General features: G+C 45.3%; 21 protein-coding genes. 3 read left to right on the top strand and 18 right to left on the bottom strand.

Annotated features, from left to right (window positions below; translation table 11 throughout):
- Positions 1 to 11: 11 nt before the first annotated feature.
- The 4 genes from acnD to R1T43_RS05030 form a co-directional block, all read right to left on the bottom strand.
- Positions 12 to 2,603 carry a Fe/S-dependent 2-methylisocitrate dehydratase AcnD gene (acnD, locus tag R1T43_RS05015; protein WP_317355678.1) on the bottom strand — a complete coding sequence of 864 codons (2,592 nt, stop codon included), beginning with the start codon at positions 2,601 to 2,603 and terminating at the stop codon, positions 12 to 14.
- Positions 2,604 to 2,630: 27 nt separating this feature from the next.
- Positions 2,631 to 3,755, bottom strand: coding sequence for a 2-methylcitrate synthase (gene prpC / locus R1T43_RS05020; RefSeq protein WP_317353531.1), 1,125 nt, complete (start codon positions 3,753 to 3,755; stop codon positions 2,631 to 2,633).
- Between the two features lie 555 nt (positions 3,756 to 4,310).
- Positions 4,311 to 5,186 (bottom strand): methylisocitrate lyase, encoded by an 876-nt coding sequence (prpB, locus tag R1T43_RS05025; protein ID WP_317353533.1) that lies wholly within the window; start codon positions 5,184 to 5,186, stop codon positions 4,311 to 4,313.
- 23 nt (positions 5,187 to 5,209) lie between these two features.
- Entirely contained in the window at positions 5,210 to 5,878 is a 669-nt protein-coding gene (locus R1T43_RS05030) for a GntR family transcriptional regulator (protein ID WP_317355680.1), read from the bottom strand.
- Positions 5,879 to 6,645: 767 nt separating this feature from the next.
- Between R1T43_RS05030 and R1T43_RS05035 the strand changes: the two genes are divergently transcribed.
- The gene (locus tag R1T43_RS05035) at positions 6,646 to 8,910 is read left to right on the top strand and encodes a TonB-dependent receptor (RefSeq protein ID WP_317353535.1); all 2,265 of its coding nucleotides are present in this window, start codon (positions 6,646 to 6,648) and stop codon (positions 8,908 to 8,910) included.
- A 92-nt stretch (positions 8,911 to 9,002) separates the two neighbouring features.
- Here R1T43_RS05035 and R1T43_RS05040 read toward each other — a convergent pair whose 3' ends face one another.
- From R1T43_RS05040 to R1T43_RS05095, 12 genes are all read right to left on the bottom strand, one after another.
- Entirely contained in the window at positions 9,003 to 9,608 is a 606-nt protein-coding gene (locus R1T43_RS05040; protein ID WP_317353537.1) for a response regulator transcription factor, read from the bottom strand.
- A 55-nt stretch (positions 9,609 to 9,663) separates the two neighbouring features.
- Complete coding sequence (locus tag R1T43_RS05045; protein WP_317353539.1) at positions 9,664 to 10,881, bottom strand: sensor histidine kinase; 1,218 nt, start codon at positions 10,879 to 10,881, stop codon at positions 9,664 to 9,666.
- 15 nt (positions 10,882 to 10,896) lie between these two features.
- Positions 10,897 to 11,226: a DMT family transporter gene (locus tag R1T43_RS05050; RefSeq protein ID WP_211071620.1), complete on the bottom strand. Its 330-nt coding sequence runs from the start codon at positions 11,224 to 11,226 to the stop codon at positions 10,897 to 10,899.
- A 140-nt stretch (positions 11,227 to 11,366) separates the two neighbouring features.
- Entirely contained in the window at positions 11,367 to 12,044 is a 678-nt protein-coding gene (locus tag R1T43_RS05055) for a DUF7010 family protein (protein WP_317353542.1), read from the bottom strand.
- A gap of 261 nt (positions 12,045 to 12,305) precedes the next feature.
- A complete protein-coding gene (locus R1T43_RS05060) occupies positions 12,306 to 13,208 on the bottom strand; it encodes a HipA domain-containing protein (protein WP_317353544.1) in 903 nt (300 codons plus the stop codon).
- Positions 13,209 to 13,308: 100 nt separating this feature from the next.
- The gene (locus tag R1T43_RS05065; protein WP_211071622.1) at positions 13,309 to 13,629 is read right to left on the bottom strand and encodes a HipA N-terminal domain-containing protein; all 321 of its coding nucleotides are present in this window, start codon (positions 13,627 to 13,629) and stop codon (positions 13,309 to 13,311) included.
- Complete coding sequence (locus tag R1T43_RS05070; RefSeq protein WP_317353546.1) at positions 13,617 to 13,922, bottom strand: hypothetical protein; 306 nt, start codon at positions 13,920 to 13,922, stop codon at positions 13,617 to 13,619. Before R1T43_RS05070 ends, R1T43_RS05065 begins: the two co-directional genes overlap by 13 nt.
- 468 nt (positions 13,923 to 14,390) lie before the next feature.
- The gene (locus R1T43_RS05075) at positions 14,391 to 15,746 is read right to left on the bottom strand and encodes an MFS transporter (protein ID WP_317355683.1); all 1,356 of its coding nucleotides are present in this window, start codon (positions 15,744 to 15,746) and stop codon (positions 14,391 to 14,393) included.
- Between the two features lie 43 nt (positions 15,747 to 15,789).
- On the bottom strand, positions 15,790 to 16,371 hold the full coding sequence (locus tag R1T43_RS05080; RefSeq protein ID WP_211071624.1) for a BON domain-containing protein: 582 nt from the start codon (positions 16,369 to 16,371) through the stop codon (positions 15,790 to 15,792).
- Between the two features lie 13 nt (positions 16,372 to 16,384).
- Complete coding sequence (locus tag R1T43_RS05085; protein WP_211071625.1) at positions 16,385 to 16,981, bottom strand: phosphoheptose isomerase; 597 nt, start codon at positions 16,979 to 16,981, stop codon at positions 16,385 to 16,387.
- 229 nt (positions 16,982 to 17,210) lie between these two features.
- Positions 17,211 to 17,552, bottom strand: coding sequence for a YraN family protein (locus tag R1T43_RS05090; protein ID WP_317353549.1), 342 nt, complete (start codon positions 17,550 to 17,552; stop codon positions 17,211 to 17,213).
- A gap of 6 nt (positions 17,553 to 17,558) precedes the next feature.
- On the bottom strand, positions 17,559 to 19,526 hold the full coding sequence (locus tag R1T43_RS05095) for a penicillin-binding protein activator (protein ID WP_317353551.1): 1,968 nt from the start codon (positions 19,524 to 19,526) through the stop codon (positions 17,559 to 17,561).
- A gap of 138 nt (positions 19,527 to 19,664) precedes the next feature.
- Between R1T43_RS05095 and rsmI the strand changes: the two genes are divergently transcribed.
- Both rsmI and R1T43_RS05105 read left to right on the top strand, forming a co-directional pair.
- Entirely contained in the window at positions 19,665 to 20,525 is an 861-nt protein-coding gene (gene rsmI, locus R1T43_RS05100; RefSeq protein ID WP_317355686.1) for a 16S rRNA (cytidine(1402)-2'-O)-methyltransferase, read from the top strand.
- 112 nt (positions 20,526 to 20,637) lie between these two features.
- Positions 20,638 to 20,901, top strand: coding sequence for a hypothetical protein (locus R1T43_RS05105; protein WP_211071627.1), 264 nt, complete (start codon positions 20,638 to 20,640; stop codon positions 20,899 to 20,901).
- A gap of 103 nt (positions 20,902 to 21,004) precedes the next feature.
- Here the strand turns inward: R1T43_RS05105 and nspC are convergent, their stop codons facing one another.
- Entirely contained in the window at positions 21,005 to 22,135 is a 1,131-nt protein-coding gene (gene nspC / locus R1T43_RS05110; RefSeq protein WP_317353553.1) for a carboxynorspermidine decarboxylase, read from the bottom strand.
- 29 nt (positions 22,136 to 22,164) lie between these two features.
- Complete coding sequence (locus tag R1T43_RS05115; RefSeq protein ID WP_317353554.1) at positions 22,165 to 23,367, bottom strand: saccharopine dehydrogenase family protein; 1,203 nt, start codon at positions 23,365 to 23,367, stop codon at positions 22,165 to 22,167.
- Positions 23,368 to 23,451: the final 84 nt, after the last annotated feature.

Genomic DNA, 23,451 nt, shown 5'->3' on the forward strand with positions numbered 1-23,451 from the left:
CCCAGCGATAACTACGTAGCTTCAGCTTCTAAGAAGTCTTTGGCAAAACGCTGAAGTACACCGCCTGCGCTGTAAATCGATACCTCTTCTGCGGTATCTAAGCGACAGGTTACCGGTACGTTTAAGGTTTCACCATTGGCACGATTCACCACCAAGGTTAAGGTTGCTCCCGGTGCAGGTTCACCTTTAACGTCGTAGGTTTCAGTGCCATCAAGCTTAAGAGTTTTACGGGTTGTGCCCGGTTTAAATTCAAGTGGCAATACACCCATGCCAAGCAAGTTGGTACGGTGAATGCGCTCGAAGCCTTCTGCGGCAATCACTTCAACCCCAGCTAAGCGTACACCTTTGGCAGCCCAATCACGTGAAGAGCCCTGACCATAGTCGGCACCCGCCACAATAATCAGTGGCTGCCTGCGCTCCATGTAGGCTTCAATGGCTTCCCACATGCGAACCACTTTGCCTTCAGGCTCAATGCGAGCAAGCGAACCTTGCTTCACTTCGCCATTTTCAAGCACCATCTCGTTGAACACTTTCGGGTTCGCAAGGGTGGCACGAAGCGCCGTTAAATGATCGCCCCTGTGGGTGGCATAAGAGTTAAAGTCTTCTTCTGGCAAGCCCATTTTCGCCAAATACTCACCGGCTGCACTAGCAGCCATAATCGCGTTCGAAGGCGATAGATGATCGGTAGTAATGTTATCGCCTAATATCGCCAGCGGACGCATGCCCGTCATAGTACGTTCAGCATCCATCGCGCCTTCCCAATAAGGTGGGCGGCGAATATAGGTGCTCATTTCACGCCAATCGTATAGCGGGCTGATGTCGCTGCCAGTATTCACTTTTAAGTCGAACATGGGCTCGTACACTTTACGAAAATGCTCTGGTTTTACGCTTTGCGCGACAATGGCATCAATCTCTTCATCGCTTGGCCAAATATCTTTAAGCGTGACCGGGTTACCGTCGTTATCAATACCTAGCACGTCTTTTTCAATATCAAAACGGACAGTGCCTGCAATAGCGTAAGCCACTACTAATGGCGGTGAGGCCAAAAAGGCTTGTTTCGCATACGGGTGAATACGGCCATCGAAGTTACGGTTACCAGAAAGTACTGCTGTGGCGTATAAGTCGCGGTCTATAATTTCTTGCTGAATTTTAGGGTCTAGCGCGCCGCTCATACCGTTGCAGGTTGTGCAGGCAAAAGCCACTACACCAAAGCCTAACTGTTCTAGTTCGCCCATCAAATCGGCTTCTTCTAAATACAGTTTTACCGCTTTAGAGCCAGGGGCTAGCGAACTTTTCACCCAAGGTTTACGGGTTAAACCACGCTGGTTTGCATTGCGAGCAATTAAGCCTGCTGCAATCACGTTACGCGGGTTAGATGTATTGGTACAACTGGTAATGGCAGCAATAATTACCGCGCCATCAGGCATTTTGCCTTCTTCTTGTTCCCAGGCACTAGCAACACCGCGCTGTGCTAAATCGCTGGTGGCTAAACGGGCATGTGGATTAGATGGGCCAGCCATGTTGCGACCAACAGAGGATAAATCAAAGGTGAGAACACGCTCGTACTCGGCACTGACTAATGAATCTGCCCATAAACCGGTGTGCTTCGCGTATTGCTCAACTAAGGCAATTTGCTTTTCTTCTCGGCCGGTTAAACGCAAATAATCTATGGTTTGCTGGTCAATGTAGAACATCGCCGCGGTAGCGCCGTATTCTGGCGTCATGTTTGAAATAGTGGCGCGATCGCCAAGGGTGAGGTGAGTGGTTCCCTCGCCGTAAAATTCCAAATAAGAAGACACCACGCGTTCTTTACGTAAAAACTCGGTAAGGGCTAACACGATATCGGTAGCAGTAATGTTTGGCTGAGGCTTACCAGTAAGCTCAACACCCACAATATCGGGTAGGCGCATGTAAGAAGCGCGCCCTAGCATGACGCTTTCCGCTTCAAGGCCGCCTACACCAATAGCAATAACGCCTAGAGCATCAACATGCGGGGTATGGCTGTCGGTGCCAACCAAGGTATCTGGAAAGGCTACGCCGTCACGTGATTGAATAACTGGTGACATACGCTCTAAGTTGATTTGGTGCATGATGCCGTTACCGGGCGGTATCACGTCCACGTTTTTAAAAGCTAATTTAGTCCAGTCGATAAAATGAAAACGGTCGTCGTTACGTCTGTCTTCAATAGCGCGGTTTTTTTCAAACGCGTCGGGTTCAAAACCCGCATGTTCAACGGCTAATGAGTGATCGACAATTAACTGGGTAGGCACGACTGGATTTACTTTCGCCGGATCGCCGCCTTTTGCGGCAATAGCATCCCGTAAACCAGCCAAGTCGACTAACGCGGTTTGCCCCAAAATATCGTGGCATACCACGCGGGCAGGAAACCACGGAAAATCTAAGTCGTTCTTGCGGTAAATAAACTGCTTGAGTGAATCTGTTAGTGCGTCTGGGTTACAGCGGCGCACTAAGTTTTCAGCAAACACACGAGAGGTGTAGGGAAGTTTGTCGTAGGCGCCAGGTTCAATGGCTTCCACTGCCTCGCGGGTATCGAAAAAATCGATTCCTGCGCCAGGCAAAGGTTTTCGGTATTCGTAATTCATATTACTCATGATTTTAAGCCTTAGTCGTTAACTACGTGCAGACATAGGAGGTACGTCACGAATATCTTCACCGGTGTATTCTGCTGACGGACGAATAATGCGGTTGTCAGCGCGCTGTTCCATTACGTGGGCAGCCCAGCCAGTTAGGCGAGACATTACGAAGATAGGAGTAAACAACTTAGTAGGAATACCCATAAAGTTATAGGCTGATGCATGGAAGAAATCAGCGTTACAGAACAGTTTTTTCTCGCGCCACATCACTTCTTCACAGCGCACAGAAACAGGGTAAAGCACATCGTCACCCACATCGGCTGCAAGCTTTTCAGACCAGCCTTTAATAATTTCGTTACGTGGGTCAGATTCAGAATAAATGGCATGACCAAAGCCCATGATTTTGTCTTTACGTGCCAGCATTGCCATCATCTTTTCTTCAGCGTCGTCTGCCGATGTAAAGCCTTCTATCATTTCCATGGCTGCTTCATTCGCACCGCCATGTAATGGGCCGCGAAGTGAGCCAATAGCACCAGTGACACATGAGTGCATGTCTGACAGGGTTGAGGCACAAACGCGAGCGGTAAAGGTAGAGGCGTTGAATTCGTGCTCTGCGTACAAAATAAGTGATACGTGCATCACTTGCTCATGCAACTCGCGAGGCTTTTCGCCATGTAGCATGTGTAAGAAATGACCACCGATTGAATCGTCATCGGTTTCTACATCAATACGAATGCCATCGTGAGTAAAGCGATACCAATAACAAATAATACTTGGAAAACAAGCTAGCATGCGATCGGTTGCGTGATCTTGCTCGCTGAAGTCGTTTTCCATTTCAAGGTTACCCAACATAGAACAACCCGTACGAAGTACATCCATAGGATGGGCGTCTTTTGGGATACGCTCTAGAACATCTTTAAGGGCCTGAGGTAATCCGCGCATACCACGAAGCAAGGTTTTGTATTCATCTAACTCGGATTGGTTAGGCAATTTGCCTTTCAAAATAAGATAAGCCACTTCTTCAAATTGGCAGCTGGCTGCTAAATCTTTTACATCGTAACCACGGTATGTCAGGCCAGAACCTGATACTCCTACAGTAGACAGTGCTGTTTTTCCCGCAACTTGGCCGCGTAATCCCGCGCCACTTAATTGTTTAGCCATCTTGTTGTCTCCGGTCTTGTGTATGTAAGGTACAAAAGTTTGTTTAGTTTTATTAATTATCGCAATTTGCTTGAGGCCGCTTTGCTGCAGAGGTATAGAGTGCGGCTCTGCCACGCCGTGAACCCATCCATGGGGGCTCCGCTTCGGCATCCATGCCTCAGAGGGGCAGCGCTCACACTCTCTACCTCTACATCAGCGGCCCAAGTGAAGTCGCTCTGCTGCAGAGGTATAGAGTGCGGCTCTGCCACGCCGTGAACCCATCCATGGGGGCTCCGCTTCGGCATCCATGCCTCAGAGGGGCAGCGCTCACACACTCTACCTCTACATCAGCGGCCCAAGTGAAGTCGCTTTGCTGCAGAGGTATAGAGTGCGGCTCTGCCACGCCGTGAACCCATCCATGGGGGCTCCGCTTCGGCATCCATGCCTCAGAGGGGCAGCGCTCGCACTCTCTACCTCTACATCGCCGACCTCAGCAGGACCGCGCATATCTGATGCAAAGATAAACAGCGTGGCAGCGCCGTATCCCTGCCTCCTCAGCCAAAGCGACCTCAGCCGTTAGCTTTTGCCTTTGGCAAACAGTTCGTCGAGCTTTTGCTCGTAGTCGTGATAGCCAAGGTAATCGTATAACTCCATGCGGGTTTGCATGGTGTCGACAACGGCTTTTTGATCGCCGTTATCAAGTATTGATTGGTACACGTTTTCAGCGGCTTTGTTCATGGCGCGGAATGCGCTAAGTGGATAAAGCACCATCGCGGCCCCCCATTCGCCAAGTTGCGCTTTGTTCCATAGTTCGGTTTGTCCGAATTCGGTAATGTTGGCAAGAATAGGTACGTCTAACGCTTCTGAGAATGCGCGGTAATGCTCTTCAGTTTTTACTGCTTCTGCAAAAATGCCGTCAGCACCAGCGGCTACATAAGCTTTGGCTCGTTCAATGGCTTTTTCTAACCCTTCTTGGGCGAAAGAGTCGGTGCGGGCCATAATGAAAAAGTCGGGGTCGGTTCTAGCATCTACCGCGGCTTTAATGCGATCGACCATTTCTTCTGTGCTCACAATTTCTTTGTTAGGGCGATGACCGCAACGCTTTTGCGCTACCTGATCTTCCATATGCACAGCCGCTGCGCCTGCTTTTTCCATATCGCGAATGGTTTTTGCAATATTAAATGCGCCGCCCCAACCGGTGTCTATGTCTACCAATAACGGTAAATCGCAGGCTGATGTGATGCGTTGTACATCAACAATCACATCGTTAAGTGATGTCATGCCCAAATCGGGTAAACCGTATGAAGCGTTGGCAACGCCGCCACCGGAGAGGTATATCGCTTTGTGGCCGATAGATTTTGCCATCATGGCGGTATAGGCATTAATGGTGCCTAATATTTGCAGTGGCTTATTGTCGGCCAGTGCTTGTCTGAATTTCTTTCCTGCACTCATAAATAACACTCTCTGGTTTCAAATTAGGTTGGTGTGGGGCTAAGTTTGTTTTCAATATTGTTCTTTGAATAAAGAATATGGCGGCGCATTAGCATTTCGGCTAGCTCTTCATCGCGATTCGCAATGGCATTCACAATGTGTCTGTGTTCATCAAAAGCAGTGCTTACCCGTGGGCCGGCCATACCGAGTTGAACGCGATACATGCGTACAAGATGATAAAGTCCATCAATTAACACGCTAATCAGATGGCTATTTTTACTGCCAGTAACAATACGGTAATGAAAATCCACATCACCCGCTTCTTGGTAATAAAGCTGTGCATCTTTTACTGTGTTGAAATGAGAATCTAGCAGCCCTTGCAGTGAGCCAATTTCTTCATCGCTCATATGTCTAGCGGCAAGACGTGCAGCCATACCTTCTAACGCTTCTCGCACTTGATAAAGCTGAATAAGCCCTTCTGGCGTAAGGGAGACAACTTTAGCTCCTACGTTAGCTTTTCGTTCTACAAGGTGGCAGGCGGCAAGACGGTTAATACCTTCGCGAATAACTGCGCGGCTGACTTCGTATTTTGTCGACAACTCAGTTTCACTGAGTTTGGAACCCGCAGGAATAACCCCTTCCACAATATCTTTTCGCAATTGAAAGAAGGTTCTATCCGCATTAGTTACGGGCTTTTCTAGCTCTATTTGCACCGACAAGTTAGGCACCATGAAATCAATGATATGTCGACAATATAGGCGCTAATAGCCATTTAGTCAAGCGAACTGCCTTATATTGTCGACAAAGTGATAAATATAAAGAAAGTGTACAAAGTGGTTTTATAGGGTTGGTTAATGCGAGTTTTAATGCATTTAGCTAACATCGCCTAATGCAATCAGTGCTACGTATAGTTATTACTAAAAATGACCATTTAATGAGGTATTAATCGTTCATCGGTAGCTTTAGCATTGACCAACGGCAACCCTGGTTGTTTGGGGGAGTCAGAGACAAGCGAAGTAATTATTGTCTGAATGGTCTAGTGAATCTAACGTAAATAGCGATCTGTTTAAACTCCTGCCACTATCTAACGGTATGATTATTTGAGATAAAGTTTAATTTAATGGTGGGTGAACTGAGTAGTAAATAGTCTAACCAATTGGTCTAATTTTAAAGTCTCAATTTAATAAAAGTGCAATATTTCGCTATGCAAGCTAAACGGAAGTCAGTATTATATTTTTCCAGTCTTCAAGCCAAAACTCCAGTCGTGAGTAGATGGGGGCTGGTAGGGTAGAGAAAGTGACATTAAAACCAGTAGGGATACACGCCACTTTCATCAGGATATCCATAAATCAGCTAAATGTTACGGTTCGTAACGCCCTCTATTTGTGAGTCAATTGGTTTTCAACGTTCCGTAGAGAACGGGAAGCAGCCTAAAAACAATAAATTTTCGACACTAAACACTCTCGCAAAGGGGTTACACATGATCACCAATACTGACGTGTCTAAGACACTAGCCAGTAAGCTTTCGCCTGTCGCTTTGGCAGTAGCACTAACTGTACCTGCTATTTCTCACACTGCATTTGCTCAAGAAGTTGAAGCAACTGAAGAGCAACAGTACGAAGCAATTACCGTTACTGCGACTAAGCGTCCTCAAGTTATTTATGAAGTACCAATTGCAATCAGTGCATTTGACGGTGATATGCTAGCTGAACAAGGCATTACTGACTTAACGGATGTTGGTAAGTTTGTTCCAAACTTAAACGTAACCGGCTTCTCAGCGGGTCACACTTCCTCAGTAAACCCTTTCATTCGCGGTATTGGTCTTCAAGATCATCTTATCACCACTGATCCGGGTGTGAGCGTGTATGTGGATGGCGTGTATTTAGGCCGCCAAGTTGGTCAAAACTGGAGCTTGAACAACATCGAGCGTATTGAGGTACTTCGTGGTCCTCAAGGTACGCTTTATGGTCGTAACTCTATTGGTGGTGCAATAAACATCATTACTAAAGAGCCAGATCAAGGCGATGTGACTAAAGTAAGTGCAGAATTTGGTACCCGTGGTCGAGTTAAAACTGACTTGTTCGTGAACCATGCATTGTCTGACACCCTCGCATTTAACATGAACCTTGCTTACAACACCCGTGATGGTTTGGGCGAGTTCATTAACGTACCTAATGCAGAATATGATGTTGGTGAAACAGAAGATATTTCAGGTCGTATCTCGGTAAAATTTGAGCCGTCTGATGATTTCCGTATGGTATTAACTGCCGATGCCAACAATGGTGATGGTGGTTTACGTCCATACACTGTGCTTATTGATGAAATGCCTGAAGGGCGCTTTTATGCTGGCACAAACAGCTTAGGGCTAGAGCTTAGAAATACCGATGTTACCCCAGAAGGTGCTGACATTTACGATAACGCTACTGGCACACCTGAAGTGACTAGCGTATCGAATGAAGCCCGCGGTGTGTCTCTAACTACCGAGTGGGATATTAGCGACGATTACACCGCGAAAGTGGTTGCTAGCCGCCGTACATCTAAGTACAAAGCTGGCCTTGATGATGATGGTACTATTTACTCGTTAGACCAATACCCAGAGCGCGGTGAAGCAGACCAAACATCAATTGAAGTTCAATTGAATGGTTACATCAATGAGTACACTGACTTCGTTGCTGGCCTTTATTACTTCAATGAAGAAGGTAGCAACCGCCAAGGTAGCGATTCAAGTTTCGATGGCGGTGGCAACACCCTTCAACTTGATCAAGAAACCACAAGTAAAGCGGTATACCTAAACCTTCGTCATGATGTAACTGACGAGCTTAGCGTGTCTGGTGGTATTCGTTACACTGAAGATGAAAAAGACGCGTCTGCAAACGTATTTGATGCCCTTGGTACTGTTTTCGACTCAAATGAGTGGGACGAAGTAACGTGGGAATTAGCGACTAACTACACCTTTGAAAATGGCATGACAGGTTATGCCACTATTCAAAATGGGTATCAATCTGGTCAATATCCAGCACGCCCTTATTGCTTGATTGGCGAGTTCTTTGGCGCTGGTGGTTTTGATGATTTAGACAATGCAGTAGCGGCAGTTAATGCAAGCAACTGTTTCGTTGCTTCTGATAACATCACTGCTGTGAACTACGAAGTGGGTGTTAAAGGCCGTATTAATGAATACTTCGATATGAGTGTTGCAGTATTTAATACTGAGTTTGAAGACCTACCGTACCAAGTTAGCCGAGTAAGCGAAGGTGGTTTTGATACAGCAAACTTAGTGGTTGAACAAACCTCTCGCGGTATCGAACTAGACACTACCTTGAACGTAGGCAACTTCAGCATGCTAACCAGCATTGGTTACATGGATGTTGAAGTAGATGAGCAAGACGGCTTTAATCCTGTTGCGCCATTAACGCCTGATTTAACGTTTGCGATTGGCCCGTCATATACCTTCGATCTTGAAGGTGGCGACAAAATTCGCGCACGTATCGACTATTCATACCGCGCAGATATGTACGGTGAGCCTAGCTCAGAGCCTGCTCGCATGACAGAAATTGAAAGCCGTGAATTAGTTAACTTTGATGTGGCGTACACGCCAGCTGATGAGGCTTACACAGTTGCATTGTATGGTCGTAACATTTTTGACGAGCGTTATGACAATGCTCGCTTGAATACGGGCGATTATATTCTGCAAGTATTAAGCAACGACGCTAGCGAGTTTGGCGTACGTTTCTCAACAGAGTTTTAATTAACGAATTGAGTAAGCTAAAAAGCTTAAGAGCAAAAAATAACCGCTGCATTTGTACTAAATGCAGCGGATATAGACAAACAAAGGCTGGTTTATAACCAGCCTTTTTGTTTTGCGATTCTGGCGGCATCGACACGGTTTGTTGCATCTAGTTTTGCTATAGCTTCAGATAAATAATTACGCACAGTACCTTCTGACAAAAATAGCGTTTTCGCGATATCTTGAGTTTTTAATCCATCTCCCGCGAGCTTCAACGCTTTACTTTCTTTTGCCGAAAGCGGGTTACTGTCATCCAATGCCATCAACGCAAGTTCAGGGCTAATAACCCTCTCACCTTTTGCTATTTTTTGTAGCGCATTCACTAGGTATTCACTGTCGGCCTCTTTTAGAACAAACCCTTTAGCGCCCAATGCCAGCGCTCGCTTTATATAGCCAGGTTTAGAGAATGTGGTCATTACCACCACTTTGCTGCTGATAGATAAAGCGTTTAGCTTTTCTGCCAAATCTAGCCCCGATACTAAGGGCATTTCAATGTCGGTAAGAATAATATCGGGTACATCGTTCTTGCCAAGCCAATCTAGTGCTTCTTGTCCATTAGCGCATTTTCCACTTATTTCAAAGTCGTCCTCTAACGACAATAAAGTGGCAATAGCATCACGCACTAAAGATTGGTCTTCTACCACTAAAATTCGATTCATTGCTGGTTGCTCGATATTAAATTAGTCATTTTTATCATGTGCACATGCACATGTACTATGCGCTCGGCTCGCTACTATTATGTTTAACAAGTAGCGGTAATTTAAGTGTGAGCACCGTAGGGGAGCCCCACTGAAACTCCACTGAGGCATTAATTAGTTCAGCCCGCTCGCGGATACCTTGAACGCCGTTGCCCTCTGTTTGGCAGTGGCTGTTTCCGTTGTCTGCAATAACAAGGTTCAATATATCGTTTGTGCATTGAAGGGTAAGCGTTACTTGATTGCCCTTGCTGTGGCGCAGAATATTCGTGGTCGCTTCTTTTACTATTAACGACAATTGGGTTTCTTGAAGGGGAGTAAGGTGAGTGAAGCTGCTCTTGTCTACATCGCTCACTGCATCATTCACCACATTAAAACCTTGCTCAGACAATTTAGCCATGTTCTTAGCTATTTCTTCGCGCAACGATAGGTGTTTAATGCCACTTACCGTTTGCCTAATCTCACTGAGCAATTGCTGAGAAAGCTGAGCCAATGCTTTTACTTCTGCTTGGGCTTCAGCAGTGCGGCCTTTAGTTAGTAGCTTGTCGGCCACTTGAGCTTTCAATGAAATACTACTTAATGCATGGCCAGCTACATCATGAAGATCACGACCTATGCGCTCTCGTTCGGCAATGGCACTTAAAGTGCCCAATGCGGCAGCGTGTTTCGCTTCCTTTTGTTGGAAAAGGGTTTCTTTGCGTTCCATTACGCCAAAGCCAAATAGTACAGCGATGTTTGCCCCTGCGGCGAGGAAGAAAAACAAACCGGTAGGGTATAGATACACTTTCAAAAAAATAAGCGACGCAGATACTGCCAGTAACAAGATAATGCCGATACTGAAGCGATAATAGTAGCCAACAATAAAGTTAACAAAGCCAAAAAACACCGTGCCACCCGGGTTAACCAAGCTGGTGGTATAGGCTAAAAAAAGCATTGCGGTTAGGTAATAAGGCAGGCGATTTAGGGGTTGATTTACACTCAGTACGTAAAGAATAACAAAGGTGACAAAGCCCATAACAATAAGCGCCATTACCCAACTGGAAGGCGTATCTTGCATAAATAGCATTGGCACAAAGTAAAACAGCGAAAAGACCAGAGAACTGTAAGACCACTTTTTCTTACGGCCATCTGCCAGCAAGGGTATTGCTGGCGATTGTAGGTTAGCGGAGGCTTCGCCAGCGTTGATACCTGCAACGCTCGTGGCCTTATCGCTGTTTTTTATTGAATTGCTATTCATCTAGGTATTTCGTCCTTATTGAAATACAACGGCAGACTTGCTGGTGATAAGCAAAGTACCTGAAACAATTAATATAATACCCATTGCAGCATAGAAGTCGAAAGTTTGTTTCCATAAGACTACAGAGGCTGCGGTGATAAGAGCGATACCCATTCCAGACCATATCGCATAAGCAACACCTACCCCCATATGCTTGAGCACAGCGGCAAATAAAATACCAGATACGGTATAAAGCGCGATGGCGCCATAGCCGAAGTACCATTTTCCCCAGCCATCCGAGGCTTTCAATGAAAGTGTCGCTGCTACTTCTGTCACAATGGCTAGGGCGAGTAATAAATAAGTCATGTTTTTCTCCGGTATAAGTCTTAGGTCGTTTAGCTGTTTCGGTTATTTAAGTTTGGCTTTGACTAAACCTGCCCTACTTTGAAAAGCCATAGTTTGAAAAAGCCGTAGATTAAGACGACTTTCTTCAGAACCGCTTCTTATCAAAAAGTAGCTAGTGACGTTTTAGTGGCAACTTTCGGATTGGCCTGTGAAGTACAGCCAGTGTCAGTAGCAGAGGTATTAGTAGCATTAGTTGCAGCACCGTCAACGGCGTTCGAAGTGGCAAGTTTAATATTCTGGTATCTAGACTCTAAAGTAACGAGTGAGACTAAATACACCGCAACAATAACCGCTGATATGGCTTCAATACGGGCTTCTGGAAATACAAACCAAGCAATGAGAATGCCCAAGGTACGGGCAATAGTGTGAAAGTAGCCAACCCAGTGTTGAATAGCCCATGATAGCGGCATCCACATGAGTCCGGTTAATATGCCAATACTGAGTGGAAGCGTAGTATGGTCGATAGCGGCAACGGGCAGGGCGATGGCAAATACCAGTAATGCCATGGCCATGCCAATAAAAAACAAGGTATCGAACTCCGTATTTTGGCGGTCTTTCGAAAAGAAGCGTTCGCCAGTTAAGTAAGAAAATCCTGAACCAATATAGAAAATAGCGCCCGTACCAAGGTAAAGCATCCAGGTTTGAATCACTTCATCGAAAAAAGGCGCTGTACAACCAATGGCCGCCCAAACCAGAGTGCCAGCCAGTGGCATCGCGATAAAGCGGCGTTGTTTCATAATGTCGCGTTGCTGTTCTAGCGTTAGTGTTTGTGTGTTCATCACGAAGCCTTTTTAGTTAATAAGTAAAAGTGCGTAAGCAGTGATGAAAGTATGTAATGCGCGGCGGGTTTTAGTTAGTCACAAAGGTAAGCAAAGTAATGTGACATTTGTCATGAATAAATTGTGAGGTCGGGCACCGTTAGGCAGTCGGTTGTGGGCAAGAAACGGACATTCAATGCCCAAATAATAGGCTTAAAGTTGTGAGCTAAACTAGCTAGGCTCGCGTTAGGCTCGCAGTGTTTAGTCCTATTGATTTGCTTGTTATAGGGTGGCATTTTCATCTCTTAGGATCATAATACGGTGCCTAATTAACTGTTCTATACCTTGTTTGTGACTCTCATTCATAAAGGAGTCTGATACAGTTGATACTGCTTTTTCAATAGACTTTAATAGGTCATCAAGTAACTTGACTGCTGCTTGCTTTTTAAGGCCAATCTCTTCACCTAGTTTGATGAAATCTTGTCTATCGTATTGACCATATTTACGGTCAAATCCTGTCTCAATATCCAATACACTCTCATGCTCTTCTGTCGTCAAAAGTGGAAGTGCCATATAGGAACCACGGAAGTACTCACTGTAAGGTAGCACAGAAACGACGTCATAAACGGGTGATAACGTCGGTATTGCACCTCTATTCGAATATAAAAGCGAAAAGTTTCTTAAATGATGGTCATTATTGCCAACGACATAACTGAATATTACACGTCGATAGAAGTCTGCATACTGTTGCACTGCCTTTAGGTTTTGTGCAATGAAAGCACCTGCTTTAGAGTAACTTATCGTTTGAAAACCGTTTATGTTGCCGAACTTATCATTGACTCCCATGGCGCTATCAAGTTGCTCTTGGTGCAGCTTGGTACCACTTTCACGATCATAGCGCTGTATAATAAACGCCAACTCACCATTGCTTAGTTGAATAAGACCAAAGGGGGGCACTTGAAACTTACAGGTGCTCGCTATCGTCATGATAGCGTGTTCATTTTCTGCCAAGTTTGGAAATTGCGCTGGTGATGGCTTAATGATGAACGTACCATTTTCTTTGACCAAGACCAATTCGTCGTCAATGACCGTCGCAGACATTTTAGGCTGAAACCCAGAAATGCTCATTTTGCCATTGTGTGACGTCGGATAGGACTCCAAGTCCTGCCTATCGAAATTTACCATTGGAGATACTTTCAATGTACCAAACAAATGGCGCACTCCGACATCAGAAAAACCTTCGTACTTTGTTCTCTTGGGTAATGTTTTAAGCGTAATTCTACAGTTATTCATTTTCTATAATTGGCTTAATAGCAACCGCTCCGAGCAAATCTTCACCATTATTAACAAGTAGGCCAAATTCATCCCGCTCATCTATTTTTTGTGCACGTGCATACTGCTTTAGTAGCCATCCCTCGGGTAACAAAGACTTAAAGAATGGAAAGAGTGTTTCAGAATTGTACGGAAATTCATTCAAAGGCAGTGACAATGATAAGGAAGGTCCAAAATAGTCTCTCCGATAGCTAAACGTATACCCTTTTACGTGCTTTTCTAACACACCTACGCGCTTGTTGTACAAAAAAACATCTGCTCTCAGCTCGCCCACAGCGACATTCCTAATGTATCTAGAAAGCTTTCAATGGTGGATAATTTAGCATTAAAAAATGCATCTTTATCTTTGAAAAGTTTGCGTACTGTGTTGGTATGTAGGCCGCTCTGCATAGCTATGAGTTCTACATCTATGGAATTTGTATAAAGTGCATTTACGCAAGTAAATGTCTCTTCAAGAGAGAGATATTTCTGACTTTCTGGTTCAGAAGCTTTGCTTAGCTGACGCAATTCATCTGATATCTGAACTAAACGCTCTGATACACGACTTGCTCTGGTTTGATTACTCATTTTACATCCTAGTGTTATTTTATACACCTATATAGGCAGCATATAACACTAGACTGTTACTGTAAAGCAGTGTGAACGTTATAGTGTTAAAAAGGCTCAATAAAAACCAAAAATTAACTCTATAGTGTTATTTTGCTCATATATTTATGTAGGTCAGAAAATGGTATTGAGTAGTACTTTGCTGACTGGAATTGTAGCGAGAGAACGGAGCGTCTCCTTACTATACCAGTCTGCTTAGAGACTACAGCAGACAAGCGAATCAGTAACTTCAAAGGTCCGCTTAACACTCATCGGTGTCATTAAGCTCTGAATGAGCCAATGTCTGTAATACTTACAGTACGGCCTGTCAGATATAATTAAGTCGGTTGTTGATGTATCGGTTTAAATAGAGATAATCCTGAGGTAATCACACCCTTGGTAATCACCCTAATTCACTTTACCTGAACAACAGCACCTGCCTGTACTGCCTCAGCTTACCTGTTTTTTTAGTCGCTTTTTCAAAACCGAATCGCCATCGGTTTTCGATAGCATCAGGCTGTCGGTAATACTAAGCAGAGCAACAACCGCCATCATGGCCATGGCAATTTTGAAGTTGATAAGCGACGGGTCACTACTTGAGTTGCCTACCATCAGTGAAGCAACGGCGAGCATAAGCGCAGAAATGGTGATCCCCATGCCACGGTTCATTTGCATCAATATAGCCCCAAGCGTATTTGCATCGCGCATTTTATCTTTTGGTACATCAGCAAAGGCAATTGTGTTTAACAAGGTTAAATGCATCGACCTATTCACACCGCTAACAAACAAAATAACAGCAATAATAAACGATGAGCTTTGTTGGGTAATTAACGATAGCGCTACAAATCCCAGCGAAATCATAATGCCATTTACGATAAGCACCCTCTTAAAACCAAAGGTATTCATTATCCATGTCGTCGCTGGCTTAATGGCAATATTACCTACAAACAGCCATAGCAATAATGTTCCTGCTTCTACTGGCGAGTAACCCATACCCAACTGCAGCATAAGCGGCACCAAAAATGGCGCACTGCCTAGGGCAATACGTACCACCGAGCCGCCATACATTGATAGTCGAAAGGTTCGATATTGCATGGCTTCAAAGGAAAACAAAGGTTTGTTTGCACGGCGAATATGAAACACTGCAGTTAACAATAATGAAAGCCCAAACACGGTCACCCCGCCGCCCAGTAGGGTAGAGGTGTTGTGACCAGCAAATAGCTCTATACCAGCCATGAAAGAGGCGAAGCCTATACCGGTAAGCAGAAAACCTACCACATCAAACTTACCTACATTCGCGGTGAAGTTCTCAAGCAAATAAGCGGAAGCGATAAGGGCGAATATGCCTAGTGGCACATTCATAAAGAATATCCATTGCCAACTTAGGTGGGTGGCAATCCAACCGCCAAGGACAGGACCAAGAATAGGCGCACTTAATGCGGGCCACGTAATAATGGCCACGGTTTTAACCAACTTTTCTTTGGGTAAGTCTCGCAGCACCACTAAGCGACCTACGGGCACCATTAGCGCACCGCCAATACCCTGCATAATACGAGACAAAGTAAAGCTAGTTAGGTTAGTGCTAACACCGCACAGTATCGATGCCACCACAAAAATAACAATGGCAGCCATAAACACATTACGGGCACCGAATTTGTCGGCCACATAACCGCTTAGCGGAATAAAAAAGGTAACGGCAACAAGGTAGGCAGAAACGCCAATAGAAAGCTGGGTTGCTGGCACGCCGAAATCAGCGGCAATAACGGGAAGCGCGGTGGTGATCACCGTGGCATCCAGAATTTCCATAAACAAGGCCCCAGCAACAAGTAGGGCCGTTGCGGTATCGCGACTAAATGATCTCAAATGCGCGCACTACGCGGGCTACGCCCGTTATGTTCCTTGCAATATCTACAGCAGCGTTAGCTTCCGCATTGGTTAGCCGACCCATTAAGAACACTTCAGAGTCTTGCACTACTACACTTACCTGTAACGCTGGCACACGTTCGTCGGCCACTATTTTGGTACGGACTTTTGATGCAAGCCAAATATCATTAGCTTGGGTACCCGCGCCAATAGGCTCACCGATGCGAATTTGATTATGAATCTTCTTTAGGTAATCGACTTCCTGCGCCCGTCTAACCGCCTCATCAATCAACGCTTGCGTGGGGGCTTGGCCGGTAAGCAAAGCAATGCCGTTGTACATATCGACCTGAAGATTGGTTTGCTCTTTTAGCGCTTCACTTTTAGACCACTGATAAGCCACAGCACGACCAGCGTTTTGATCGTCAAGTTGAGTGCCAACGGTGCGTCTGTCGTTTGCCACTTTCGCTGCCATTGCACCAGCGGCGCCAACGGCTACCACGCAGCCCTGTAATTGCATCACAAAAAGCAGTGATGCAAGAATAATACTTAACGTTTTAACTCGTTTCATAAGTGGGTAAACGTTATTCGTCTCCATGATCGGCTGGGAATAGGCTGTCATCAATGCATTCACATAAGTTGTGAATAACCAACAAGTGAACTTCCTGAATACGGGCAGTGCGGTTAGAAGGCACACGCACTTCAACATCGTGCTCGCTTAAGAAACCTGCCATTTCACCACCGTCTTTGCCGGTTAAGGCAACAATGGTCATATCGCGAGATAAAGCAGCTTCCATGGCGGCTATTACATTGCGAGAGTTACCGCTGGTTGATATAGCAAACAAAATATCGCCAGACTGACCTAATGCACGCACTTGCTTAGCAAAAATCTCATCGTAGCTATAGTCGTTAGCAATTGACGTAATAGTAGAAGTATCAGTACTTAACGCGATAGCAGGAAGGCTAGGGCGATCGCGTTCATAGCGGTTAAGCATTTCAGAAGAAAAATGCTGTGCATCACCTGCTGAACCACCATTACCACAGCTTAAAATCTTATTGCCGCGAATTAGCGCTTCAACCATCATCATGGCTGCTTTTTCAATTGATTCAGGCAAAATTTCAGATGCAGCAATTTTGGTTTGAATACTTTCAGTAAAATTCGCTTTAATTTGTTCAATCATACTTCTTTTCTCTACATGTCAGGATATCAAGCAATCTCAATAATGAGTGCTCTTCACGCTGTAGGAGGTAGGGCTTGAGAATTTGGCTCAGGCAGTACTTAGGCTTCCGTAAACACGCTGTAAACCCATCCATGGGAGCTCCGCCGCCGCATCCATGCGGCGGAGGGTTTACTACAGCCTAAGTACTACCTACACCTATTCACTAGCACACTTAACAGCTACGCGCTTTTTATCCGATATTTTTAAGCCACTGAAGGTCGCTTCCGTCAATGGCGATAACGTCTATGCGTAATGGGGTAGACGCGGGATTAAGCTTATTATCTAACAAATAGAACGCAAACGCAGCCTGAATTCGTTGAAGTTTCTTCATTGTGACAAATTCGGCAGCGTGACCATACTGCGATTTTTTGCGAAACTTCACTTCTACGCAAACAATGGTGTCCCCATCTTGCATAACAATATCGAGTTCACCACGTTTAGTTCGGTAATTACGACAACGTAATGTAAGCCCTTGTTCCTCTAAGTAATCAACGGCCTTCTTTTCTGCTGCATTCCCTTGCAATACGGACAATGTAGTTTACTCCATTAGCATTTGCACGCGCTCGTTACGAATAACGGCTTGAGGTAAATTTCGTTCTACTTCACTGTTTTTATTCAGCGTAAGTGTGCCGGTTAACCCGTCGAATGTGATGTACGACAGGGCATTAAGCATCCCTAATTGAGGAAGTAACTCGTAAGCATCTACACCGAAGGCGAACAGTCTATTTTGCAACGTGCTGCGATCGGGCCAGGTTTGCTTAGTTTCTTGAGCAAGTTGCTGCCATTTATGATCTGGCATCATCCAAGGCATATCGATAAAGCGTACGTTTTGTAAATCACGCCATTGGTTCTTGCCGCTGTTGTAATCCATTGAGCGAGAGGTCGCATAAACAGGCACTTGTTTTCCATCGTACGGGTTTAAACTCGCTTCAATAATGGGGTTTAGAAGCTCGGTATCTTGCGGCGATGCGAACGCGACAATGGCATCGATGTCTCGTCTGCTACGGGGCATGTTGTAGACTTCTTCGTTCGTCATGTATTCAATTTGGTTAATGCGCTGATTACTTTGCGCTACATCTAAAGCTTGGGTGATGCCTTCTCGTAACGATTCACTATCATTAAATGTTACTGAGGTAATATTGGCTTTTCGGGCTTGCGCTTCTTGTTCGTGCAAGCTGTTCCAACGAGATTTAAACGCATCGTTCATACGCTGGTACAAGTTACTTTGGGCCGCAATAACGATAGGGGCTCTAAAACCTTTGCTATAAATAAACTCTGCAAGCTGGTTTGCTTCATCTTCCGGCGCAAGGGCGAAATAATTAACGGCAGGTGCAGCGCTTGAAGGCATCTCAGATTCAGCGTTAACTGCTTCTGGGTCTAAAGGCTCTGAGTTTACTGAGGCTGAGCTATCTAACATTGTCGGCATTTCGTCTGGTCGGTTTAACGCTAGCATGTTCACGCCAGGTGGTAACGCTGGTATTAATTGCTCGACGGTTTCTTTTAGTAGCGGACCCACTATAAATTTAGCGTCGCCAATGGCGGCGACCATGGTTTGTGTATCGGCGTTGGTGGTATCTACAAACCGAATGGCAGGCAAGCTATTTGGGTTGCTGCTTCGTTGAAGCTGTTGATAATAGCCCGCCATAATGCCGTCTTTCACTGCTTCACCGGTAGCTGCTAGTCTTCCGCTTAACGGTAATAAAACGACGAGTTCGCGAATTTGAGGGGCAGTGAGTTCTTGAGCTAAGGCAACCTCTTTAGGTAAATGCTGTGCCAACATATGGCCTGCATAAACCTGTTGGTATTGCGCAATTGACTGGTTCAACTGCTGCGAGTTTCGTGCACTTTCAATGGTTAATTGACGAAGGGCAAAGAAGGGCTGCAACTTAGGGTATTCGTTTTCACTTTGCGTAAGTGCATCGGCAGGTATTTGATTCAGAAATGTCCACACCTGCGTCACTTTTTGCTCATCTTCTAGCTCGGTAGACAATACGCTATTGGCCGCCTTAGCCCACAACCCTTGCTTGGCAAAAAGGTCTGCTTGTAGGGCTGCCAGTTTGGCAATAAGGGCAGGGCTAGTTTTTACGTCTTCTAACATTGCCGTAAGTTGTGCTGGCGATGAAGAAGGGTCGTTCTGGTACGCCATTGCAACATGTATGGCGTAGCTGTCTTGTAGCGAGGTAGCTACACCGTCTTGTTTCATTTCAAACAAGATTTGCTGCGCTAAAATGGTATCGCCTTGCGCGAGATAAAGACCCACTGCATCTAGCAGTAAGGTATCTCGCTTCACTTTATCCCTAGTTTGAAGCCATACTTTTTTGGCTTCCACCAGCTTGTGTTCAGGTGTAATGTGCTGCTCTACTGGCGCTGCTACTGGTTCAGTATTGATAATTTTAGGTGCCGAGGTGGGTTCAGGTGTGCTCCCGCAGCCTGCTAAATATAGCACGCTGGTGGCTGTCGCCATTGCAAAGGTAATGCGCTTTGTAAAATGTCCAATGTGACCCACAGTCTGTTTCCTTTCACTTCGTTTAACGGCAAGTAGCGGCAAGTTTATCCTAACCACGATGAAAATCTACGTTTGCCGACGTAAACTAGCCCAATGGCGTGGTACACTTTCTTTATTATTCGTTATTTTTTTGTTTCTATGACCCATTTCGCCACCTTGTATATCGTTCCTACACCTATCGGCAACCTTGATGATATTAGCGCCAGAGCTATCGAGGTATTAAAACAGGTTAATTGGATTGCTGCGGAAGATACACGACACAGCTCGCGATTGTTACAGCACTTCAGTATTTCTACCCGTACCTTATCGCTGCATGATCACAATGAAGACAAACGTACCGCAATGCTAGTGCAGCGCTTGAAAGACGGCGAATCGGTGGCGTTAATTAGTGATGCGGGTACGCCGTTAATTAGCGACCCAGGTTTTGTATTTGTGAGGCGCTGTCGCGAAGAAGGTATTCCTGTTACTGCATTGCCAGGCCCATGTGCAGCTATTACGGCGCTAAGTGCTTCAGGGCTGCCAACAGACCGATTCATTTTTGAAGGTTTTTTACCGGTAAAAACTCAAGCCAAAGACAACCAACTTGCTGAATTAAAAGAGCGCACCTGCACGAGCGTATTTTATGAAGCCCCGCGCCGTATTTTAGCCACAGTAAGAGACATTGCCCGTGTGCTAGGAGACAGGCACATTGTGGTAGCCAAAGAACTGAGCAAAACCTTTGAAACCTATGTGAGTGGTACTCCGGGTGATGTTATTGAATATTTGGAAGCTGATGCCGCCCACCGAAAAGGTGAGTTCGTGGTAATGGTGTCGCCAGCCCAAGTGAATTTATCTGAAATATCGGCTGAAGCCATGTCGCTTTTAACCACGTTATGTGATCACATGCCATTGAAAAAAGCGGCAGCCGTTGTGGCCGATCACTATGACTTGAAAAAGAATGCCTTGTACCAAGCTGGGCTTGAAGCAAAAGGTGCAAAAGAAGCAAAAGAGACTGATTGATCTCATACCCGGGGGTTTAGGGTACCTATCTAACAATATAGTTAATACGAGGTAGGCTTAGCGCATTTTGCACTATTGCTTATCGCGTTAAGTGTAAGGTTGGAGGATAGTTATGAGTCAGCAACTCTTAAGAATTGAGATGCCAGAGGGTAAGTGGGTCGTCGATATTTTTGGTAAAGCCGGTGATTCAGGTGAGTATGATTTGATTCATCCCAAAACTCAGGTGAAGATAGCCTTAGCCGATGAAATGCATGGCTTTCGCTATAACCTTACTGGCCCTGAAGGTACCCCATTTGCCATTTATCTTGATGATACGGTTATCGCGGAAGGTACGGTAGATAAAAGCCAAAACCTTAACGGTACTGGTATTTTATAGAATAGGTGCTTATCAACTACGCTTTATTCAAGCGCCACAAATAAAAATGCCCGCTAGCGTTCAGCGCTGCGGGCATTTGTTTTTAGAAGTCGCTATCTATTGTTTATGACAAGCGGCCTTTAAAGTCTTCATATGTAAACTGACGAACGATCTCAAACTCACCGTTTTTGCGCAAGATACCAATGGCGGGGTGTTCAACGCCGTTAAAGAATGACGTTTTCACCATGGTGTAGTGCATCATGTCTTCAAACTGTACTCGGTCACCCGCTTTTAATGGCGCATCGAAAGAGTAAGTATCAATGACATCGCCCGCTAAGCAGGAGTTTCCACCTAATCGGTAATCACACGCTCTCACTCCAGGGAGGTCAGCATTTAAAATAGTAGGTCGATAAGGCATTTCAAGTACATCCGGCATGTGTGCGGTGGCTGAAATATCTAAAATAGCAATGTCGCCATCGTTGGCCACCACGTCCACGACTTCAGCAATCAATGGTCCGGTTTGCCATGCAACGGCAGAACCGGGTTCCAGAATTACATCTAAATGCGGATAACGCTGTTTAAAATCGCTAAGAGTTTTGATTAGATGTTCTACATCGTAACCTTCGCGAGTCATCAAATGGCCACCACCTAAGTTTAGCCACTTTAACTGACCTAAGTAACCGCCAAAGCGTGCCTCTATCGCGTTAAGCGTACGTTCGGTAGCGAATGAGTCGCACTCACAAAGATTATGACAATGGAAACCGTCAATACCCGATAAATCTACGCCTTCTAATTCACTTACCCTAAGCCCTAAACGCGAGCCAGGTGCAGCAGGGTCGTAAAGTGGGGTATCTGCTTCTTGATGCTCTGGATTAATACGCAAACCCAAAGATACGCCCGCAAGCGCATCTTTGTGAGCTTGCCACTGTGACAGACTATTAAACGACAAGTGATTCACCAGCGTAGCCAGCTCTTCTATATCCGCCTTTTTATACGCAGGAGAATAGGCATGGACTTCTTTACCCATTTCAGCGGCTAATTTGGCTTCCCACACCGAACTTGCTGTTGCACCATGCAAATAAGGCTTAATGATGTCGAAGCTCGACCACATTGAAAACCCTTTTAAAGCCAGGATTATTCTAACGCCTGACTCATCTTGTACATGTTTCATCAATTCAAGATTTCGGATGAGTTTTTCCTCTTCAAGCACATAGCAAGGAGAAGGGATATCTGTTCGTTGCGTTAAGTCTGCCAACCTTTATTTGCTCCAGTTACAGTATAATATTACTTAGTGAATGGGCTGCTATCACATTCAAGTACGTGCCAAGGTAGGCCGTGCTCGTTAAGCATATCCATGAATGGATCTGGATCGAATTGTTCCATGTTCCAAACACCGTTTTCTTTCCAAGTGCCGTTTAGCATTAGTGCTGCGCCAATCATGGCCGGAACACCTGTGGTGTAAGATACCGCTTGTGCGCCCACTTCATCATTACACTTAGCATGTTCACAATTGTTGTATATGAAGATGGTTTTTTCTTTGCCATCTTTCATGCCCGTAATGTAAGTACCAATACAGGTCATGCCGGTATAGCCTTCAGCCAGTGAACCTGGATTAGGCAAAACCGCCTTCAAGAATTCTAAAGGCACGACTTTTTGGCCTTGGAATTCTACCGGTTCAATACTGGTCATGCCTACGCCTTCTAATACGCGAAGGTGTGTAAGGTATTCATCACCAAAGGTCATCCAAAAACGAGCACGTTTAAGGGTAGGAAAGTGCTTCACCAACGATTCCAATTCTTCATGGAACATTAGGTAAGACGCGCGCACGCCAATGTTTTGGTAATCTAAATCTTCACGCACGCTCAGTGGATCGGTTTCTTTCCACTCGCCATTTTCCCAGAAACGACCACGTTGAGTAATTTCACGAATATTGATTTCAGGGTTGAAGTTTGTCGCAAATGCTTGACCGTGATCACCACCATTACAATCAACAATATCCAAATAGTGAATTTCGTCAAAATAGTGTTTAGCCGCGTAAGCGGTGTACACGTTGGTTACACCTGGATCGAAACCACTGCCTAACAAGGCCATGATGCCTGCGTCTTTAAATTTCTGCTGGTAAGCCCACTGCCAAGAGTATTCGAATTTAGCTTCGTCTTTTGGCTCGTAGTTTGCGGTGTCTAAGTAGTCGGTATTAGTCGCTAAACACGCGTCCATAATAGGCAAGTCTTGGTAAGGCAACGCAAGGTTAATTACTAGGTCAGGCTTAACATCGTTAATAAGCGCTTCTACTTCTTTGGCGTTATCGGCATCAAGGGAAAATACACCTTTAACGCGGTCTGCACCTACTTCTTGTTGCAAAGCTTCACACTTGGACACTGTGCGGCTGGCAAGAAAGATTTCGTCAAAGTGCTGTGGTAAACGTGCACACTTTTTTACGGTTACTGAGGCAACGCCACCAGCACCAATTATTAAAACGCGAGACATAATAATTAATCCCTAAATAAGCTAATGAATTTTGGGCTGAATGCTAGCAGACGATACCAAATTGGCAAGCAAAGACAGCATAGG

Origin of the sequence: Alteromonas sp. CI.11.F.A3, assembly GCF_032925565.1 — a bacterium.
Lineage (GTDB): Bacteria > Pseudomonadota > Gammaproteobacteria > Enterobacterales > Alteromonadaceae > Alteromonas.

What these genes read in the sequence shown, in the direction of transcription:
- acnD (WP_317355678.1), bottom strand. Translation starts at nt 2,603, where the DNA reads ATGAATTACGAATACCGAAAACCTTTGCCTGGCGCAGGAATCGATTTT.
- prpC (WP_317353531.1), bottom strand. Translation starts at nt 3,755, where the DNA reads ATGGCTAAACAATTAAGTGGCGCGGGATTACGCGGCCAAGTTGCGGGA.
- prpB (WP_317353533.1), bottom strand. Translation starts at nt 5,186, where the DNA reads ATGAGTGCAGGAAAGAAATTCAGACAAGCACTGGCCGACAATAAGCCA.
- R1T43_RS05035 (WP_317353535.1), top strand. Translation starts at nt 6,646, where the DNA reads ATGATCACCAATACTGACGTGTCTAAGACACTAGCCAGTAAGCTTTCG.
- R1T43_RS05040 (WP_317353537.1), bottom strand. Translation starts at nt 9,608, where the DNA reads ATGAATCGAATTTTAGTGGTAGAAGACCAATCTTTAGTGCGTGATGCT.
- R1T43_RS05045 (WP_317353539.1), bottom strand. Translation starts at nt 10,881, where the DNA reads ATGAATAGCAATTCAATAAAAAACAGCGATAAGGCCACGAGCGTTGCA.
- R1T43_RS05050 (WP_211071620.1), bottom strand. Translation starts at nt 11,226, where the DNA reads ATGACTTATTTATTACTCGCCCTAGCCATTGTGACAGAAGTAGCAGCG.
- R1T43_RS05055 (WP_317353542.1), bottom strand. Translation starts at nt 12,044, where the DNA reads ATGAACACACAAACACTAACGCTAGAACAGCAACGCGACATTATGAAA.
- R1T43_RS05060 (WP_317353544.1), bottom strand. Translation starts at nt 13,208, where the DNA reads ATGGTAAATTTCGATAGGCAGGACTTGGAGTCCTATCCGACGTCACAC.
- R1T43_RS05070 (WP_317353546.1), bottom strand. Translation starts at nt 13,922, where the DNA reads ATGAGTAATCAAACCAGAGCAAGTCGTGTATCAGAGCGTTTAGTTCAG.
- R1T43_RS05075 (WP_317355683.1), bottom strand. Translation starts at nt 15,746, where the DNA reads ATGGAAATTCTGGATGCCACGGTGATCACCACCGCGCTTCCCGTTATT.
- R1T43_RS05080 (WP_211071624.1), bottom strand. Translation starts at nt 16,371, where the DNA reads ATGAAACGAGTTAAAACGTTAAGTATTATTCTTGCATCACTGCTTTTT.
- R1T43_RS05085 (WP_211071625.1), bottom strand. Translation starts at nt 16,981, where the DNA reads ATGATTGAACAAATTAAAGCGAATTTTACTGAAAGTATTCAAACCAAA.
- rsmI (WP_317355686.1), top strand. Translation starts at nt 19,665, where the DNA reads ATGACCCATTTCGCCACCTTGTATATCGTTCCTACACCTATCGGCAAC.
- R1T43_RS05105 (WP_211071627.1), top strand. Translation starts at nt 20,638, where the DNA reads ATGAGTCAGCAACTCTTAAGAATTGAGATGCCAGAGGGTAAGTGGGTC.
- R1T43_RS05115 (WP_317353554.1), bottom strand. Translation starts at nt 23,367, where the DNA reads ATGTCTCGCGTTTTAATAATTGGTGCTGGTGGCGTTGCCTCAGTAACC.